We start from the raw sequence: 18,124 nt of genomic DNA, 5'->3' as shown, positions 1-18,124 counted from the left end.
GTGAGCTTCTCCTGAGACAACGGAATTCATGTTGAGCATTCGAGCCCCGCACAAGAAGAAAGTCAGCTTCATTGATCAGCTGATAGATGGTCTAGTTAAAAGTCTTATCCAGTCTAGATATCTTTTGCTGAAAACCATTGCAGGAGTTGTCTTTATTGCTTCTATATTGATAGCAATTACTTGGCACAATCTGCATGAGTCGTATGACTATCACGTTCAGCGGGGAGTGGATGCATCGGTTAACCAAGCTCGCCTGTTGAGTTATGAGCTAAACACCGAGATGCGGCTTATCGATAACGCTCTAGCGACGATTGCTCAAGAATTCCAGGAGGCTGGATCCACCGCACCTGAGTTTGAGAATGCCGTTATCAATCAGCGGGCCTTGCTGCCTTTTTCCAAGGCCGTGCGCGTGGCTGATGAATCCGGCGTGGTTCGCCTTGGCCTTTCATCTGGCGAACGCCCCTTCTCAATCAAGGAGCGGGGCTACTTCGACGCTTTGAAGCACTCGAACCAGATGGTGATCTCCGAGCCACTGATCAGCCATTCTTTTAGACAATGGAGTCTTGTTTTGGGTCGCAAGCTGGAGTCCCGTGATGGGGCTTTCAAGGGGGCCGTCTTTGTGGTTTTGGAGGTGGAGCATTTCCGCAAATTGTTTGAGACGCTGACACCAGGGGAAGACAGCGCCACCACCTTGCGCTCTGCCGAGGGCCGGGTAGTGGCACGTTACTCCGCTGCTGAACCGACGTCGACGGAAGGTATCGGCGGAACCTTGACATCCTCGGCGCTCAAAGAAACTCGGCGGCTCAACCCAGAGCATGGCTGGTACATCACGCCGACTGCATTGGACGGCATCGAGCGCATTACTGCCTATCAACGCCTTTCAACCCTCTATCCATTGACGGTGTATACAGGTCTGGGCACTGCAAGCTACCTTCAGACTTGGCGCAGTGAAGCGGTGGCCGTGTGGAGCTTGACCGCGTTTTGCGTGCTGCTTATGGCGTTTGGTGCTGGAAGCTTGTTCTTGCATCAGCAGCGGGAACTCGCTGCCAAACTCCAGAACGCACAGCTGCTTAAGGAGCAAAACTTCTTTGTGGAAAATGACCTGATCGGCATGATCAAGGTACGCGATCGCAAAATACTCTGGGCCAACAAAGCCATGGCGCGCATGGTGGGCAAGCGTGTTTCCGAGTTGCTCCAGCAATCCAAGCGCTGCATTTATCCCGACGATGAGACATATGAGCGGATGGGGAGACTTTCTGGCGAGGCACTCAACCACAATAGGCGTTTTCGCTCCGAGGTGCAGCTGCAAAACAGCAGTGGTCAAATCTTCTGGGTCGATGCCAATGCTGCACAGATCACCGATACCGATTCAGTGTGGATTTTCGTGGATGTGGAAGCTCATAAAAAGCGCCAGAAAGAGATTGAATATCAAGCCACTCATGATGCTCTGACGGGGTTGCCTAACCGCCGTCTCGTCATCGCGCAAATGAAACAGTCCATTGCGCTTGCCGATCGAGACCAAGGCACTGTTGCCGTGTGTTTTATCGATCTGGATGGTTTCAAGAGCGTGAACGACACCTACGGACACGACGCAGGCGACATTGTGCTGCAGACAATTGCCGAGAGGTTGAACAGTGCAGTGCGTTCGCATGACTGTGTAGCGAGGCTTGGTGGCGACGAGTTCGTGGTGGTGTTGACGGGGAAAAACAATCGCGAGAACGCGGTAGGCATCATGCAGCGCTGTTTGGACATGGTGCAGATTCCCATCATGGTAGAAGATGGACATGCCGCCATGGTGGGTTGCAGCATCGGCATTGCCTACTATGTAGGCGACAACGAGTCCTGCGACTCATTATTGGAGCGTGCCGATGAGGCCATGTACATGGCAAAGCACGCAGGCAAAGGCCGCATCATCGAGTCTGTTCGGACGCAGGCGAGTGGACCCACATTCGAGCATTCGCCAGTCGCAGCTTGACCCGCGAGCGATGCAATATGAAAAGTGCCTCTTTATGCGGACGAACTCAACGTTGGCTTTGTGTGAATGTTTCAGTGGCTGATCCGGGTCGATCTGCGACTGGCGCAGTCCGGCCAGAAGCGGGCATTGAAAAAATCATGCCGAGGGACTGCTTGCACTCGGAAAGACTCGACTTTGAGCGCGGTGCATTACTTTGGTCCTAGACCTTCCCATGTGCTCCGGGGTCCGTGAGAGAGCTTCCCGATTCGGCCAACCGTAGCTGTATCAATTCCAGCAGTGCCCGGACACGCGCAGTCACGGAATGTCGATGGCTGTATGCCCCCAGCAATTGCAGGGGGGCAGGGCAAAGGTCCAGTGGCACTTCCTGCAATCGACCCGTTGCAAGGTCTTCCTGGCAGGGATAGGCCGCCACAATCGCGAAGCCGATGCCTTGCCGTGCACCTGCCACGGCAAGCTCTCCGCTGTTGACGCGGTAGCGGCTGCGGACCGGCACCTTGACGATTTGCCCTGCAGCGTCCTGAAATTGCCATGGCTGGCCCTTCAGCGCGCTGAGGGTGGTGATGCAGGGCAGAGATTTCAGCTCACGCACATGGCGTGGCATACCGGTCCTGGCCAGCAGGGAGGGGGCGGCAACCACGATGCTGGGCAGGGTGGCGAGTTCCCGGGTGATGAAAGCACTGTCCTCCTGATCGCCTCGGTGGAAGACGATGGAAAGGTCTACGTCTTCTCGAAGCACTTCGAGTCCGGTCATGCGGGTATCGCATTCGAGCTCGATCTCCGGATGGAGGCTGCAGAATTCGGCGAGGATGGGGGCCAGCAACCTTGGTGCCTCGCCGGGCATGCACATCTTCAGAGGGCCACGCAGTTCGCGCTGCACCGCGCCAAGCTCCTCCTGCGTGGAGAGCAGGGCGTCGAGCAAGGGCTTTGCGCGTTCGTAGAGCAATCGACCGGCTTCCGTCATGCGCAGGTGGCGGGTGCTTCGCTCCAGCAGCCGTGTGCCGAGTCTGCGCTCCAGTGACGCGACGTGGCGGCTGACGTTGGACGAGGGCATGGCCAAAAGACGCGATGCACCAGCAAAGCTTTGCTCATCAACAACCGCCGTATAGACGCGTACGGTATTCAGATCGAGTGCATCGCGCATTGATTATCCCGTTTGAGGTATGAAAGCGTCCAAATTTTGCATGCTAGTTCTCTTTGGTGGCGAAATCTAAGATGCCCTTTTTGCTCGATGGAATGCAGTGGGGCGTGCATTGGGCATCGTATGGACAGGAGAGATCTAGCGTGGAAATTGGAATACTTGGCGGTGGCATTGCGGGCTTGAGCGTGGCGCTGGCTTTGCGCAAACAGGGTTACAACCCTCGCGTCTATGAGCGCCGAACGGAGCCGGCAACCATGGGGGCAGGCGTGACGCTTTGGCCCAATGCGAGCTTTGTGCTGGAAGAGCTGGGGCTGCTGCAAGACATCGAGGCCGTTGGCGGTCGGCCGCTGACAATGCGCCGCCAGGATGCCATGGGCAATGCATTGGGAGGCCTCGATATCGCCTTGCTGGACCGGACGATGGGATACCCGACCTACACGGTGCTACGCAGGCACTTGCAGGAGGTATTGCTCGATCACGCAGCCCGGGCCGGGATACCGGTGGAGTTCGGACACCGGGCGATGGCCATCGAGCTGGATGCCAATGGCAAAGCCGTGGCCCATTTCGAGAACGGTGCAAACATCCGCCCGGATCTGCTCATTGGCGCCGACGGTCGTATGGGGTCAGTGGCGCGCAAGTTTGTTGCGGGTGACAACACACCTGTCTATCAGGGCTTCGTGAACTGGATCGGCGTGGCGCAGGGGCAGCATGCGCTGGTGGACGATATTGCGATTCAGGATTTCTGGGGGGCGGGCGAGCGCTTTGGCTGCGTGGCGATTCGACCTCAACTGGTGTATTGGGCCGCAGCGCAGGCACGGCCCCTCAATGAGGCCACGCCCGCCGCAGATATGCGCAAGGAGGCCGAGGACCTGTTTGCGGGATGGCCCGAACCAGTTGCGCATCTCATCCGAGCCACGCCCGCCAATGCCATCCGGCTGATTGCGGTGCATGATCTGGAGCCGCTGCATACATGGAGCCGGGCGAATGTACTGCTGGTTGGGGATGCCGCGCATGCGCCGTTGCCGACTTCGGGGCAAGGTGCCTGCCAGGCACTCGAGGATGCGTGGCATTTGGCCCGGTGCCTGGATGGCGCAAACGGCGGCTTGGACGACATCTTCCAGGCGTTTGCGAATATCCGTGCCTCGAAAACCGCAAGGCTGGCGGAACAGGGCCGGGTGTTCGCGCGCGGGCTGTTCGCCACTGATCCTGAAACCTGTCGCATCCGCAATGAGCGTGCCAAGGCGTCCGATCCTATGCATGACGTGCAGGTCTTGGCTGCCGGATGGGGGCAGGGCCTGCCGATGCCAGGCTGTACCGACGGCACGCCGGCGCAAGGGGGTGGCTTGGGCAGCCTGTACCGTATTGAATGACGTGCGCAGGATTCCACGCGGATAGAAAGCCATGTCTCCAGTGACGAGAGTCGCGCGTCCGGCTGAGCTTTTCTGGATGCAGGATGCGCTTCGTCGGTTTTTATTCAAGCGCCTCTTTCTATGCATCCGGCTAGCGTGCATGTGGGCACCAGCCGGTAAGCGCTGCATGGCAGGCATGGTCCTTGACACTCGAACGACCCCAACGGGTTGAGCTGCGACTGTCGCAGTCCGGGCAGGAGCTGCCGGTAGCTAACGCTCCGCATGCACCGCTGCTGTTACTTTCATGTCACACAGTACAAACGTCACAAAAAGTACTTATGTGTTGCTTAGAGTTCCGGCAGCGGTTGCAGCAAAGCCACCGTCATTCCCTCTGATAAGTTCCGTTCGTATCTCGTCAATGAAAAATCATAAAACGTGCTCGCGTACTCTGGCAATCGTGATTGGCACATTTGTCGCCTCTTCGTCAAGCCTGGCCCTGGCACAGTCTTCCATCACCATTTTTGGCGTAGTGGACGTCGGCATCACCAGTGCCAAGTCCGGCGGCAACAGGCTCAATGCTCTGAACTCCAGCCAAGGCAAGACCAGCCTGATCGGCTTTCGCGGCACGGAAGACCTCGGCGGCGGCAACCAGGCTCAGTTCTGGCTCGAAGGTGGCCTCAGCCCTGACACCGGGAGTGGCGGCAGCAGCGGCTCTCTGGGTTTCGAGCGCCGTTCCACTATCGGACTGGTCAACAATTCCTGGGGTGAAATCCGCCTGGGTCGCGACTACACCCCCAGCTACAACATCTTCACCGCTTTTGGCGGTCCCGACACTACCACCGGCGTGCAGGCCAACCTGTTCCAGACGATCCGCCAGACCGCCTATAACGCAGCCAGCCAAAGCGGCACGGTGGATCGCACGCGCATCAGCAACTCCGTGGGCTACTTCCTGCCGCGCAACCTGGGCGGTGTCTACGGCCAGGTCTCGGTCTCCTTTGGTGATGAAAACGCCTCCAACTCTGGTGCCAGCAAGGCCCGCAGATACGTAGGCGGTAACCTGGGCTATCGCTCCGGCCCGCTGAACGTGGGTATCGGCTACGGCAAGATCGACGGCACTGCAGCCGTGACTTCGCCCAGCGCCATCGCCGCAACCAGCGACCTGGAAGACTTGGCGCTGGGCGCTTCATACAACTTCGGTAGTTTCGTGCTCAATGGCGGATACAACAGCCTGAAGTGGAAACCCGCCAGCGGCGCAACCTCCGGGAAGGTGGACGGCTTCTATCTGGGCGCTACCATCCCCGTCGGGCCAGGCAGCTTCCGCGTCAAGTACGCCAGCGCCAAGTTCAGCGGTAACGCCACAGCCCTCACGCGCAGCGGTGGCAAGACCGACAAGTATTCGATCGGCTATGTCTACGACTTCTCCAAGCGCACCTCTGTGTACGCCGGGGTTGCGCGTGTCAATAACAAGAATGGCGCCAGCATTGGTCTGATTGGTGGCCCTGCAGGTGTAGCCAACACCGGGTCGACTGGTGTGGATATTGGCATCAGCCACTCGTTCTGAGCGGCACAACGCCTCTTTGAGCAAAGAAGTCTCCAAGGCCGGGCAGGCCTTTGCCTCGCCGGGCTTGCTTTTTGGGGACTTCCATCTTCCTCTCAAGCCATACTCGCCATGCGCCATCTCACTTCTTCATCCTGCCTGATGGCAGCGACTGCCGCCGCAGTTGCCTTGCTCAGCGCCTGCGCCGACACCCGCCCGCTCCAGTCCGCAAGCCCCGAGACGGTCATGCAGACCACCGGCGTTGGCAGCATCAGCGCCGTCGTCACCCGTCAGGACGTCCAGTTCGACGACAAGTTCTATTTCCCCTACGAAGGCCACCATCCCGGCACCAAGGCCGATTTCCCAAAGGGCTTTCTGCCTGCCTATGGCTCGGGCCTGGCCTTGAAAGGCAGGCGCGCCGACGGCACGCTGGAGTTCTACGCCATCACCGATCGCGGCCCGAATGCCACTACCGGTCCGGTCACGCAGATCACCGACGGCTCCAACCCCACGGGCTTCGCCAGTTCCACGGTGTTTCCTTCGCCCAACTTCACGCCGTCCATCGGCGTGATCACCCTCGGCAAGGACGGAGCCAGGCTCGTCTCGACCTTGCCGCTCAAGTTCAGCGCCGCGCAGAACGCTAATGGTCGTGTGCAGCCACGGGGCATCACAGGCAACACGGGCGAGCAAGTTCTGGACGACTCCTTCACTTATCCAGGTAAGGCCAAGGGCTACAGTGAATTCGGTCTGGACACCGAATCCGTGGTGGTGGATGCCGCACGCAATGTGCTGTGGGTTTCCGACGAATACGGCCCCTTCATCGTGAAGATCGACCCGGCCACCGGCATCATCCTGAAGAAATACAAGCCCGGCACTGGCACGGCCGATCTGCCTGCCATCCTCGCCAAACGCCGCGCCAACCGTGGCATGGAAGGGCTGAGCATCGATGTGGCCAGTGGCAAGCTGCACGGTTTCCTGCAAAGCCCGCTGAACGACGGCAAGGCCGACTACACCACTGCTGCCGTTCCTGATGCGACCGGCAAGTCGGAAAACGTGCGCGACTATGCCCGCTTTGTGCGCTGGGTGGAGTTTGACCCGACTACCGAGAAAACCCGTTTGTTTGCATTGCCCGTGGACGGCAGCTGGTACAGCCAGGGCAAGACCGGCAACGCCAAGCTGGGTGATGTGGTCTCGCTGGGCAATGGGAAGTTCATCGCCATCGAGCAAGGCACGGGCAAGGACAAAAAAGTCTTTAACGATTTGGTGCTGATCGAGTTTCCTGCCAACGCTACCGACATCACTGCGCAGGGCTCCGACCTGGAAAAGAGCAGCCTGACCGGCAAGCCGGTCAATGGCTCGGACTATTCCAAGGTAGTGGCGCTCAAGAAGACCCGGCTCTTCAACTTGAACGCCACCGGCTGGGTGGCCGAGAAGGCCGAGGGTCTGGCACTGGTCAATGAGTACACGTTGGCGCTGACCAACGACACCGACTTCGGTGTCTCGCTGGCCGTGCTGGACGCCAGCGGCAAGGAGATCGAAGGCTCGGATGTCACCAAGTGCATGGTGGATGCCGACGGCAAGATCGTGAATGATGGCCAATGCGCCAAGGGCGCGGCGAGCCTGCGCTTCACCACCAATGACGTCAACGATCGCGCGCAGCGACTGTGGACCTTCAGGTTCAGCAAGAAGTTGAGCGAATACGGCGCTCTCTGAAGGGCAGCGGCTGCACAAGCCGCTCTGTGCTATAGCCCAGGGCACCGTACCGGAGCCAGTAGGCCCGCTCGCACGAAGGCCGTGTTGACGCGGCGCACAGCGACTTGCGCTCGCGCTCCAACGGTCTGGATATCCAGTGCGACCCGGGCCAGACCGTGACAGCCGCCAGGCCCAAAATTGAGATGCGCATCAAATGTGCGAGCGCATGCCTAATTCGGGCGACTACGGGGCTAACTGCTCTCGCAAGGTTGCCAATATTTCTTCAGAAAGCGCCGGGTTGCCCGCTGCCGTGGCGCGAGCGAGAACCAAGGCTCCAACCATGCTGCTGAGCGTCACGATAGTCTGAGTACGTTTGGCTGCGTCATCACCTGGGAGCACGCCCATAAAGCGCTGGATATTGCGTTCCACTCCCTGGGCAAAAACCTCCGACATCTCCGGCCCCGCTCTTGCTGCATCTGCTGCCAATGCCGCAGCAGGGCAGCCCTCTCCGGGGTGATCGCGATGCGTCGCAGAAAGATAGCCATGCACCAGCGCGCGGAGTCTGGTCGCAGGCGCGCCATCCGCCTTCGAGGACTCCAGTCCGTCTAGCGGCGTGATGGTCCATTCAAATGCACGCAGGCAGGCCTCGCGTGCGAGAGCATCCTTGGACTCGAAGTGCCGGTACAGCCCGCCATGTGTCAAGCCCGCATCGCGTGTGATCTCTGCCACGCCCACGCCATCCAGGCCCTTTTCTCGATAAAGGCGCGCAGCGGCATCCACGATTCCTTCGCGGTTCTCGGCGGCCTGTGCTTTGCTCACTTTCATACGTTAGATGATACTCATCATCAAAACTCATTTATGATTGCGGCCATCATCAATAAAGTTGGGCTCAGCTCCTGGGTTCAATAGCGGAAGGTGCAGCATGGGTCGTCGGGTAGTCATCACCGGTTTGGGCTTGGTCTCTCCTCTGGGGTGCAATGTGGAGCTGGCCTGGCAACGCCTGCTGGCCGGCCAGTCCGGGGTACGCGCCTTGAGCGCCGGTGTGGGTGAAGGCTCAGGCGTCTCCATCGCCGGGCGGGTGCCAGGCCTGGAGGAGGATCCGCAAGCCGGCTGGAGCCCCGAAGCCGTGATCTCGGCCAAGGAGCTACGCCGCATGGATCGCTTCATCGCATTTGCATTGGGGGCGGCAGACCAGGCGCTGGCGCACGCACAATGGGCGCATCCAAGCGTCGAGCAACAGGAGCGCGCGGCTACCGTCATCGGCTCCGGCGTGGGCGGCTTCAGTACCATTGTTGAAGCGGTGCGAACCACGGATGGCAAAGGGCCGCAGCGCTTGTCGCCTTTCACCGTGCCGGCGTTCCTGGCCAATCTGGCTTCGGGGCAGGTGTCGATCAGGCACCAGCTCAAGGGGCCGTTGGGTGCTCCGGTGACGGCTTGTGCAGCCAGCATCCAGGCCATTGGCGATGCGGCACGTCTGATTCGCAATGACGAAGCGGACATGGCGCTTTGCGGCGGTAGCGAAGCCACGATCGACCGAGTTGCGCTCGGCAGCTTTGCTGCGGCAAAAGCAGTGACCGCCTTCTGCGGCGGCGATCCCGCGAAGGCTTCCCGACCTTTCGATCAGGCACGGGACGGTTTTGTCATGGCCGAAGGTGCGGGCCTGCTGGTGCTGGAGGCACTGGATCATGCGTTGGCGCGCGGCGCAAAGCCGCTGGCCGAGGTCGTGGGCTATGGCACCTCTGCCGATGCATACCATGTCACCTCCGGGCCCGAGGATGGATCAGGCGCCGCGCGATCGATGCGCGCCGCGTTGCGACAGGCACAGTTGCAAGCTCGTGATATTCAACACCTGAATGCTCACGCAACCTCCACTCCCGTTGGTGACCGAGGTGAGTTGGCAGCCATTCGTCAAGTGTTTGGAGCAGGCCCCGGCCCCTCCATCACGGCCACCAAATCAGCCGTGGGTCACATGCTGGGTGCTGCTGGCGGAGCTGCTGCGATCTTCACCGTATTGGCCTTGCGCGACCAGATCGCGCCACCCGTGCTCAACCTGGAGCATCCAGACCCTTTGGCGGACGGACTGGACCTGATCGCCGGGAGTGCGCGTGCCCATGCAATGGAGCACGCCATGCTCAACGGATTTGGTTTCGGCGGTGTAAATGCGTCGTTGATTCTGAAGCGATTTACTGCCTGAGCCATACCTCTATCTGAGGCCTCATCAGGTCATATCGCACATGCGGCTCTTGGTCGATCACGCAGGCTTCTCACCCGAACGAATGCCAATGGCCGCTAGTGCGGGACCTATAGAAGCCTGCGTCAGCAGACGTTCGATGCAAGCAGCCAGTCGGCTGGCGGCTGCTTCAGGGGCTCTGTCGAAATAGAGCTTTTGTTCACAAGCCGACGTTCGGGATGAAGGCAGAGTAGTGCACAGTCATGTTGTCACCATAGCCAAGAAGACGGCGATCAACAGCCCTAAATAAACCTTCGCGTGAACTCGGTCTGGAATACGCCCGATCCACAGCGATGCTGCATGGATACCAATCCAGGAACCGGCCACGAGCACAGCAGCAGCTCGTATGTCGATATAGCCGAGGTGCCACTCTCCAAGAGGTAGAGGAGATTGAGTGGACAGGACGATGTAAGTCCCTGTTCCTGCCAGCGCGACGGGCAGTGATAGCGGATTCGCCATGGCGGTAGCTCGTGTCATTTCGATTCCACGGCGGCGCATCAAGGGAACGGTCATCACGCTGCCGCCGACCCCTAGCAATGCAGCAACCCAGCCGATAACCAGTCCGGACAGTGCATTCGCCAGCGGCCCAGGACGGTGCTGCTTTGCTGCGGGCTGAGCAAGAAATCCAGGCCTCAACCAACAGTCCAGAATGGTCAGTGCCAGATAGGCCGCAAAGGCCCAGCGCAGCCATTCGCTTTGAACAACGGTTGCCGCAAGTGCGCCAAGTACGGCCCCCGAGCCAATGGGGCCCAGCAAAGGCCTGACATCCCTCCAATCCACGGTTCCTGCGCGTTGGTGACGCCAAGTAGCGAGGAGCGCACCGAAGACCATCACGCAGGTGGATGTTGCAACGGCAATCTGCATGGCCGATTGTCCCACTGCGCTGTCTGAGGCATTCGGTGTAGACAACAAGCGGTACAGCAGAGGCACCACCACGAATCCGCCACCAAAACCAAAGAGAACGGTAGTGACGCCCGTCACACATCCGCAGACCGCCAACAACAAATACAACGACACGAAAAACTCCATTGATGCAGGAGCCGTCACAGTAGATGGCTCTGGAGTGGCGCGCTTTCGATGTTTGGTCAACAATATTTGCATTTCAGCCATTCGCTTCTTGCAGTCTTGTTGTGCGCAATCAATCATTGAACTCCCTCGATGCCACGCCTCGCGCCGTTGTGGCCATTGGCACCGACTACGCGCCTGGCACCGTTCTGGATACCCATAGCCATCGCCGAGCACAGTTCCTCTATGGCGCGACCGGATTGATGGAGGTCGGTACTGACGATGGCGCCTGGGTGATACCTCCCCACTGTGGTGTGTGGATTCCAGCAGGCAAGCCGCACAGGGTGAAGATGGTGGGAGTCAACACTCGAAGCCTGTACGTTGAGCCTGATGAGGTACCACGGAGCCAATCGCATTGCGAGGTACTGGCCGTGTCCCCGCTGCTACGGCAACTGCTCATCGAAGCCATCGACTTGCCGGCGCTGTACGACGAGCGCGGTCGCGATGGCGTGCTGATGTCGCTTTTGCTGCTGGAGGTCGGCCGCGCTGAAGCGCTGCCGTTCTTTGCGCCGCTACCGCGAGATGAACGGCTGGCGACTCTGTGCATTGCTTTTCTTCACCAGCCCGACGTGCGCTTGTCGCCACTGGCCTGGGCACAGCAGTTGCACCAGGGTGAACGCACCTTCAGCCGGTTCTTTCGCTCGCAAACCGGAATCTCGTTTTCAGAGTGGAGAAGCCAGGCGTGTCTTCTTTTTGCGATGTCCAAGCTGGGGACCGGCGATTCGGTGACAACCGTGGCGCTTCAACTGGGCTATGACAGTCCGGGTGCCTTCTCCACGATGTTTCGCAAGAGGCTCGGGAGCAAGCCGTCAAACTTCATGGCGACAGAGCGGTAAGGCGCTTTTTGCGCTGGTGCTTATGTAGAAGCGCAGGTTTCAGTGCTGCACAACTTGCTGGTCATGCAAATCTCTCAGCACTTGTCGGATATAGCGACCTGCGGCTTGAACCCCGGACATATCTACGCCGGTTTCATAGCCCATGGCATGCAAGGCATGGACCAGCTTTTCGGTGGCCAGATTGCCTGAAGCTCCCTGGGCATAGGGGCAGCCGCCCAGGCCGGCCACAGAGCTATCGAAAATGCGCAGTCCCATCTCCAGAGAAGTGCAGACATTGGCTTCCGCCATACCATAGGTATCGTGAAAATGGCCCGCCAGGCGCGCGCTGGGAAGGTCCCTGAGGCACACTTCCAGCAACTTGCGTGTGGACTCGGGCGAGCCGCGGCCAATCGTATCGCCCAGAGAAATCTCATGGCAGCCCATGGCCAAAAGCTCTTGCGCAACCTGCAAGACTGCCTCTGCAGCAACATCGCCTTCATAGGGACAGCCCAGCACGCAGGACACATAGCCACGCACAGGGACGCCGGCCTCCAGCGCCTTCTGCACCAAAGGCCTGAAGCGATCCAGACTCTGCGCAATGCTGCAATTGATATTGCGTTGCGAGAAGGTTTCCGAAGCCGCGCCAAAGACCGCCACCTCATCACAGCGAGCAGTCAGAGCAGTTTCCAGTCCTTGCAGATTGGGCGTCAGTGCGCTGTAGCGAACTCCAGGGCTACGGTCGATCAAGGCCATGACTTCGGCGCTGCCGGCCATTTGCGGCACCCATTTGGGCGACACAAACGAAGCCGCTTCGATAAAGCGCAGGCCTGCGCGGCTGAGCTGATTGATCAGCTCGACCTTGGCATTCAATGGCACAGGCAGCTTTTCGTTTTGCAGGCCGTCGCGTGGCCCGACTTCCACGATCTTGACCCGGCGCTCTGATGCATTCAACATTGCTGCCCCTCGCTTTCAGAACAGCTTGAGCAGCGCAGGAACGCTGAGCACGGCTGTGTAATAGCCCATGAACTGCACGCCGGTGTTAAAGCCGAAGGTGCGTGAGAGCAGGCCCCCCATGAGGCCCATGGTCAAGATCACCAGCAGACCCAGCAGACCGCCTTCCCAGACGCTGATCACGATGATCAGGCCGACAAAGGTAGCGATGATTGCTTCATGGCTGACTTTGCGCGAGACGAACATTGCAGCACGGCGCGCGTAGTTCATTGCAAACGGATAGGACACCACTGCGGCAAGCAACACCGACAACATGCCGTAGCCCAGAAACTCCCAGTGGCTCAGCAGGTTGTGCAGATTGTGGGTCTGGCCCGTAGCAGCATCTACCGTAAAGCGTGGAGGCGCATTGAACAACGGTGCAGCCGGGCCGGCAGCCACAGGACTCAAGGGCAAACCAAAGGCGATTAGCGGGATCAGCGCTTCAGCAATGTAGGTGGCTTCTGTCACGCCGTTACGAGCGCTCAGCACCGTGGTCAGGCGGTGATAAGCGTGTTTGATGCGAGAACCCACCAACTCTCCCAACACCACGGTCATGGCCACAGGGCTGAATACAAAGGTTGCGCTGGAAATGGCGGCGGTCGTCAAAGTCCAACGTGTCTGGGTGCGATCCAGCACCTTGAGAGGGTTGGGGAAATAGCCCGACCAACCTTTGACATCAGGAGCCAGGTTGAACTGGCGAACCTTGTCGCGCAACATGCTCTTGCGGCCTGCGGGCGCCATGACGGTAAAGAGATCGGCGACCAGAGGTCCAATTGCGATACCCAGGAAGTAGCTGATGCTGAGCTTGGTGTCGTACTTGGCAGTCAGTGCCTGCAGAGCCAGAATCACCACCACAAAAGGCACGAGCAAAGCAATTGCACCCCAGCGGCCTTTGGAGAAATAAGCAATCAGCACGGCTGCGGCCAGAAAAATCCAGGGTGCAGTCTTGGTAATGGTTGAGCCGAACGGCGCCAGCATCACGGCAAACAGCACCGCCAGCGGCACGGCGACAAAGGCCGCGACGATGGCACCCGAGACCATTTTGCGCAAGGCAATATGCGGCACGCCAAGTTTGCGCAGCAAGTCTGCATCCTGTAGCAAAGGCGTGGCGAGTGTATCCCCGGGAATGCCCAGCAGCGCTGTCGGAACAGCATGGGTCATGTGTTTGGCAACGGCACCAGCCAGAAAGAAGGTAAAGACGCCTGCAGGCGGAACGCCGAGCAAAACGACAAGCAGGGTGAGTGGTGCGAGTGTCGTGGTTTCGTCGGTGCCGGAAATCAGTCCGATTGCAGCAAAGACGATGGCGCCGATCAGGCCCATGCCCGCAGCGACGCCGATTTGTTCAATGAGTTGAGGATCCATGCCGTGTACTCCTTGGGTTATTGGCCATCACGGCTTTGGGAGGCCTGGGGCGTGACGAAAAGCTCGTAGAGCTTGAGTTCCTTGAGCTCCTGCACCACGACTGGGGGCAGGTCAGACACCGAACCAAGACCACCGGGCTGCTGCTCCAGCTCACGCAGCACCTCGGCGCGCCATTCAGGGTTGCTGGAGATGTCTTCTTCGGTCACCACACGTTTGGGGGGGAAGATGCGGGCGCAAATAACGCCAGCCAGCACACAGCCGGCCAGGCCTGCGAGCATGGCGTAGGCATGAGCCAGCTGTTTGGACTCGACCACCGAGCTTAGCCAACGGCTGGCTGCAAAAAATCCGAGCACGCTGATGCCGATGCCAATCAGGATGGACCAGCTCAGGTGCTTGAGGTCGACGGTATCACCCCAGACCTCAGCGAGTTGCCAGTGCGAGGCTTGCTTGTCGGAACTCATAGCCTTGTCTCCTTGCTTGTTGTTGTTCCCGTTTCGGGTAAAAAAAGCCTCGCATGGATGTGCCTGGCGAGGCTGAGGATGCTTAGCGCTGGGCGCGAATTTCTTGCAGCACTTCCAGTGCGCGATCGGTGCGCACGTCATGCTCGGCAGCCAGGCGCTTGGCGACGATCTCTACTTCTTCACCCATGGCGCCTGCGACCAGCGCAATATTGCGAGCGTGAAGTGCCATATGGCCGCGCTGAATGCCTTCGGTGGCCAGCGCGCGCAAAGCACCCAGGTTCTGGGCCAGACCCACGGCGGCGGCAATCTCGCCCAGTTCCTGGGCAGACTTCACCTCCATGATCTTGAGCGCCAGGCGCGCCAGCGGATGGGTCTTGGTGGCACCACCCACCAAGCCCACGGGCATGGGCAGCTCGATGGTTCCCACCAAAGCGCCGGCATTGTCTTTTTCCCAGTGCGTCAGCGAGGTGTATTGGCCGTTGCGGCTGGCATAGGCATGGGCACCGGCTTCCACCGCACGCCAATCGTTGCCTGTAGCGACGATGACGGGGTCGATGCCGTTCATGATGCCCTTGTTGTGGGTAGCGGCGCGGTAGGGGTCAATGGCTGCGAAAGTGTAGGCGTCGAGCACGCCTTCAATAATTGCTTCGCCGCTGCGCTCTTTGGTGGCCAAGGTTTGTGGTGTCAGGCGTACACGAGCACGGGCCAGGCGCAGATCTGCCAGGTTCGAGAGAATGCGCAGGCGCACCGAACCACCGGTAATTTTCTCCACCAGTGGCGAGACTGATTCGGCCATGGTGTTCACGGTGTTGGCACCCATGGCATCGCGCACGTCCACGATCAAGTGCATCACGACCATAGGGCCGCGTGGAGAATCGGGGAAGACATGGACTTCGATGTCCTTGCAGCCACCGCCCAGGCTGATCAGCACCTTGTCTCGACTATTGGCTTGCGCGAGGATCTCATCGCGGGCCTTGAACAACGCCAGTCTTGCGCCATAGGGGTCGCTGATGCCGACGATTTGCACCTGTGCACGCATCAGCGGCAAGGTGCTCGATGTTTCAAAGCCTCCGTCTTCACGGGCCAGCTTGGCCATATACGATGCAGCTGCAATGATGGAGGGTTCTTCCACTGCGAGCGGAATCAGCACATCGCGGCCGTTGATGCGGAAGTTGCCTGCGACGCCCATGGGGAGTTCGAACGTACCCACCACATTTTCGATCATGCCGTCAGCCAAGGTGGCGGGCAGGGCGCCCGCTTGGGTCAGTAGATTGCGTTCCTCGGTGCTGAGATTGCATGCGGTGGCGACATGCTCCCAGCGCTGTGCGGGGGTGAGAGCTCGGAAATTTGGAAGACGCGAATCGACGGCCATGAAAACTCCTACAGATCCAAATCTGGATATCAATACAAGGGGACGGTTGGCCGAGAATTTATTCAAACTGTACCTTTTAATACAGGTACAGTTTGCAAGAACAGTACTGCCGCAATGCAACATTGGACCCATCTGCATACATACTGGCGGCTCACGATCCAGGAGACTTGAATGGCGGGTGGTAGCAAGCGTCAGGCCCCTATTGCAGAGCGTTTAGCTGATTTGATAGGGCAGCAAATAACCGATGGCGTGTATCGTGCAGGGGACAAGCTGCCGTCCTTGCGTGAGCTGGCGCATTTGCACAGTTACGCCAAAAACACCGTAGTGGCCGCCTTTGATCTTCTCGTCTCACGCGGCTTGGTGGAGTCCCGGCGCGGCGCTGGCTTTTATGTTCAACCGCAGGTCCGCCATGCGGTTCAGGATGAAGACGCAGGGCAGCTCAATCGTGCGATGGATGTGGTCTGGTTGATGCGCGAGCAACTCAAGACCCAGCCGGATGCTGTGGCGGTTGGCGATGGATTTCCGCCCATAGAGTGGCTGGCCGATATGCGCATGGATCGCTATCACCAGAAAGTGGTGCGAACCGGACTAGGGTCCTTGTTTCGCTATGGCAGCCGCTTTGGCTATGCGCCGCTGCGCGACAGCCTGGTGCGCAAGCTGGGCGTGTTCGGCCTGGGAGTTACGCCTCAGCAACTGGTCCTGACCCAAGGTGCGAATGAAGCCATGGATCTGGTGATTCGCTACTTCGTTCCGCCTGGTGCGACGGTACTGGTAGACGATCCTGGCTACTATTTGCTGTTTGGCAAGCTCAAGCTGGCAGGGGCGCGCGTGTTGGGCGTCCCCAGGCAAGCCGATGGCCCCGATGTCCAGGCTTTGGAGCAGTTGCTATTGATCGAGCGCCCGCGCTTGTTCTTTACCCAGTCTCTGGCGCACAACCCCACTGGCTCGGACATCAGCGCTGCCAAGGCCTACCGCGTCTTGCAGCTTGCAGAACGGCATAACCTCTTGCTGGTAGAGAACGACCCATTGGCCGATTTCAAACCGACCTCGTCAGTGCGTTTGTCCACGCTGGACCAGCTGGAGCGCACGATTTATATAGGCAGTTTTTCCAAGTCGTTTTCTGCAGCCCTTCGCGTGGGATTCATCGCCTGCAGTGATGCTTTAGCCAGCGACCTGGCAGATTTGCGGTCACTGATCCATGTGAGCGGGTCCGAATACTGCGAGCGCATGGTTGATGTGATGCTGCGCGAAGGCCATTACGAGCGGCATCTCGTGCGATTGCGCCAACGTTTGGGCAAGGCAACGGAGCAGGCGCTGGATTGGTTGGAGATGCACGAGTGCGAGGTGTTTGCGCGTAACCCTCAGTCGCTATACCTATGGGCCACGTTCCCCGGCAATCCCGATGCCGTGCGTCTAGCCGAGCGTTTGCTCGCCCACAAAGTCACCATGGCTCCGGGCCATGTTTTCAACCTCGATCCGAGCCAGACATCGCCTTGGTCGCGCTGCAATGTAGGTGCCATGCTGGACCCTCGCTTTGAGGTGGCCTATCGAGCAATGCAGGAGGTGCGCTAATCGCTTTTGCATAGCTTTGCGCAACTCATTGCTTGGAGTCAAAAGAGGAGAAGTGGCCTTGGTTGAGAGCCGCCTTCCCTGGATTGATCAACGCTACGGGCTTATGGCAGCCGATTGCGGTCGCTGGCCTTAATTGACCATCATTCCGATACGCGAGGACCGGCCTGCTTGTGCTAACCATCGGTAGCAAACGACCTGTTGCTGTCGTTCGTGCTTCGTCAACAGGTGTCTGTTGTGCAGCGGTTGTCGCTGCTCGTAGTCGCAACGCTTCCTAACGGTCACCGTTCCATACCGGCCATCCGAGCATCGACGCGTGGGACTGCCCAATGACGGGTTTCAGGTGTGTAGCGGACAGCGACCATCAAGTGCAGGCAGATAGGTCGCTGGATGTCTGCTGTCACGTCGCGCGAACAGGAGCTTGCGACCCGTTGCGGTCAATCAACCTGTCGCCGGCAACGTCTTCTGTGCAGCGATTGCAGCTGCATATGGCCTCTGGGCGAACTACCGGTCAGCACCTCATAGCAGTCATTCTGAGCGCTAAGACAGTCACATCTCCAGTGACTGTA

General features: G+C 59.2%; 14 protein-coding genes. 7 read left to right on the top strand and 7 right to left on the bottom strand.

What is annotated here, in order from left to right; genetic code table 11:
- The first annotated feature begins 28 nt into the window (after window positions 1–28).
- Window positions 29–1,975 carry a bifunctional diguanylate cyclase/phosphodiesterase gene (locus tag AC1RTQ_RS14845; RefSeq protein ID WP_492876840.1) on the top strand — a complete coding sequence of 649 codons (1,947 nt, stop codon included), beginning with the start codon at window positions 29–31 and terminating at the stop codon, window positions 1,973–1,975.
- A gap of 199 nt (window positions 1,976–2,174) precedes the next feature.
- On the opposite strand, the gene AC1RTQ_RS14840 is transcribed toward AC1RTQ_RS14845, so the two are convergent.
- Window positions 2,175–3,116, bottom strand: a complete 942-nt coding sequence (locus tag AC1RTQ_RS14840) for a LysR family transcriptional regulator (RefSeq protein WP_492876838.1) — start codon at window positions 3,114–3,116, stop codon at window positions 2,175–2,177.
- Between the two features lie 140 nt (window positions 3,117–3,256).
- Between AC1RTQ_RS14840 and AC1RTQ_RS14835 the strand changes: the two genes are divergently transcribed.
- The 3 genes from AC1RTQ_RS14835 (at window position 3,257) to AC1RTQ_RS14825 (ending at window position 7,712) form a co-directional block, all read left to right on the top strand.
- Window positions 3,257–4,483 (top strand): FAD-dependent monooxygenase, encoded by a 1,227-nt coding sequence (locus AC1RTQ_RS14835; protein ID WP_492876836.1) that lies wholly within the window; start codon window positions 3,257–3,259, stop codon window positions 4,481–4,483.
- Window positions 4,484–4,922: 439 nt separating this feature from the next.
- A complete protein-coding gene (locus AC1RTQ_RS14830; RefSeq protein WP_492877118.1) occupies window positions 4,923–6,023 on the top strand; it encodes a porin in 1,101 nt (366 codons plus the stop codon).
- A 108-nt stretch (window positions 6,024–6,131) separates the two neighbouring features.
- Complete coding sequence (locus AC1RTQ_RS14825) at window positions 6,132–7,712, top strand: esterase-like activity of phytase family protein (protein WP_492876834.1); 1,581 nt, start codon at window positions 6,132–6,134, stop codon at window positions 7,710–7,712.
- A gap of 222 nt (window positions 7,713–7,934) precedes the next feature.
- Here AC1RTQ_RS14825 and AC1RTQ_RS14820 read toward each other — a convergent pair whose 3' ends face one another.
- On the bottom strand, window positions 7,935–8,516 hold the full coding sequence (locus AC1RTQ_RS14820; RefSeq protein ID WP_492876832.1) for a TetR/AcrR family transcriptional regulator: 582 nt from the start codon (window positions 8,514–8,516) through the stop codon (window positions 7,935–7,937).
- Window positions 8,517–8,613: 97 nt separating this feature from the next.
- Between AC1RTQ_RS14820 and fabF the strand changes: the two genes are divergently transcribed.
- Window positions 8,614–9,885: a beta-ketoacyl-ACP synthase II gene (gene fabF / locus AC1RTQ_RS14815; protein WP_492876830.1), complete on the top strand. Its 1,272-nt coding sequence runs from the start codon at window positions 8,614–8,616 to the stop codon at window positions 9,883–9,885.
- Window positions 9,886–10,122: 237 nt separating this feature from the next.
- On the opposite strand, the gene AC1RTQ_RS14810 is transcribed toward fabF, so the two are convergent.
- Window positions 10,123–11,031 carry a sulfite exporter TauE/SafE family protein gene (locus AC1RTQ_RS14810; RefSeq protein ID WP_492876828.1) on the bottom strand — a complete coding sequence of 303 codons (909 nt, stop codon included), beginning with the start codon at window positions 11,029–11,031 and terminating at the stop codon, window positions 10,123–10,125.
- A 20-nt stretch (window positions 11,032–11,051) separates the two neighbouring features.
- Here AC1RTQ_RS14810 and AC1RTQ_RS14805 point away from each other — a divergent pair, with 20 nt between their 5' ends.
- Window positions 11,052–11,822 (top strand): AraC family transcriptional regulator, encoded by a 771-nt coding sequence (locus AC1RTQ_RS14805; protein ID WP_492876826.1) that lies wholly within the window; start codon window positions 11,052–11,054, stop codon window positions 11,820–11,822.
- Between the two features lie 39 nt (window positions 11,823–11,861).
- Here AC1RTQ_RS14805 and AC1RTQ_RS14800 read toward each other — a convergent pair whose 3' ends face one another.
- From AC1RTQ_RS14800 to AC1RTQ_RS14785, 4 genes are all read right to left on the bottom strand, one after another.
- The gene (locus AC1RTQ_RS14800) at window positions 11,862–12,755 is read right to left on the bottom strand and encodes a hydroxymethylglutaryl-CoA lyase (RefSeq protein WP_492876824.1); all 894 of its coding nucleotides are present in this window, start codon (window positions 12,753–12,755) and stop codon (window positions 11,862–11,864) included.
- Window positions 12,756–12,770: 15 nt separating this feature from the next.
- The gene (locus AC1RTQ_RS14795; protein WP_492876822.1) at window positions 12,771–14,153 is read right to left on the bottom strand and encodes a tripartite tricarboxylate transporter permease; all 1,383 of its coding nucleotides are present in this window, start codon (window positions 14,151–14,153) and stop codon (window positions 12,771–12,773) included.
- 17 nt (window positions 14,154–14,170) lie between these two features.
- The gene (locus AC1RTQ_RS14790) at window positions 14,171–14,614 is read right to left on the bottom strand and encodes a hypothetical protein (protein ID WP_003081546.1); all 444 of its coding nucleotides are present in this window, start codon (window positions 14,612–14,614) and stop codon (window positions 14,171–14,173) included.
- A gap of 82 nt (window positions 14,615–14,696) precedes the next feature.
- Window positions 14,697–15,986: a hydroxymethylglutaryl-CoA reductase, degradative gene (locus AC1RTQ_RS14785; RefSeq protein ID WP_492876820.1), complete on the bottom strand. Its 1,290-nt coding sequence runs from the start codon at window positions 15,984–15,986 to the stop codon at window positions 14,697–14,699.
- Window positions 15,987–16,157: 171 nt separating this feature from the next.
- Here AC1RTQ_RS14785 and AC1RTQ_RS14780 point away from each other — a divergent pair, with 171 nt between their 5' ends.
- Window positions 16,158–17,558 (top strand): aminotransferase-like domain-containing protein, encoded by a 1,401-nt coding sequence (locus AC1RTQ_RS14780; RefSeq protein ID WP_492876818.1) that lies wholly within the window; start codon window positions 16,158–16,160, stop codon window positions 17,556–17,558.
- Window positions 17,559–18,124 lie beyond the last annotated feature (566 nt).

Source organism: Comamonas sp. GW821-FHT11H03, assembly GCF_058807955.1.
Note: the sequence above shows the minus strand (reverse complement) of the source record. Positions and strands in the feature narration are given on the sequence as shown.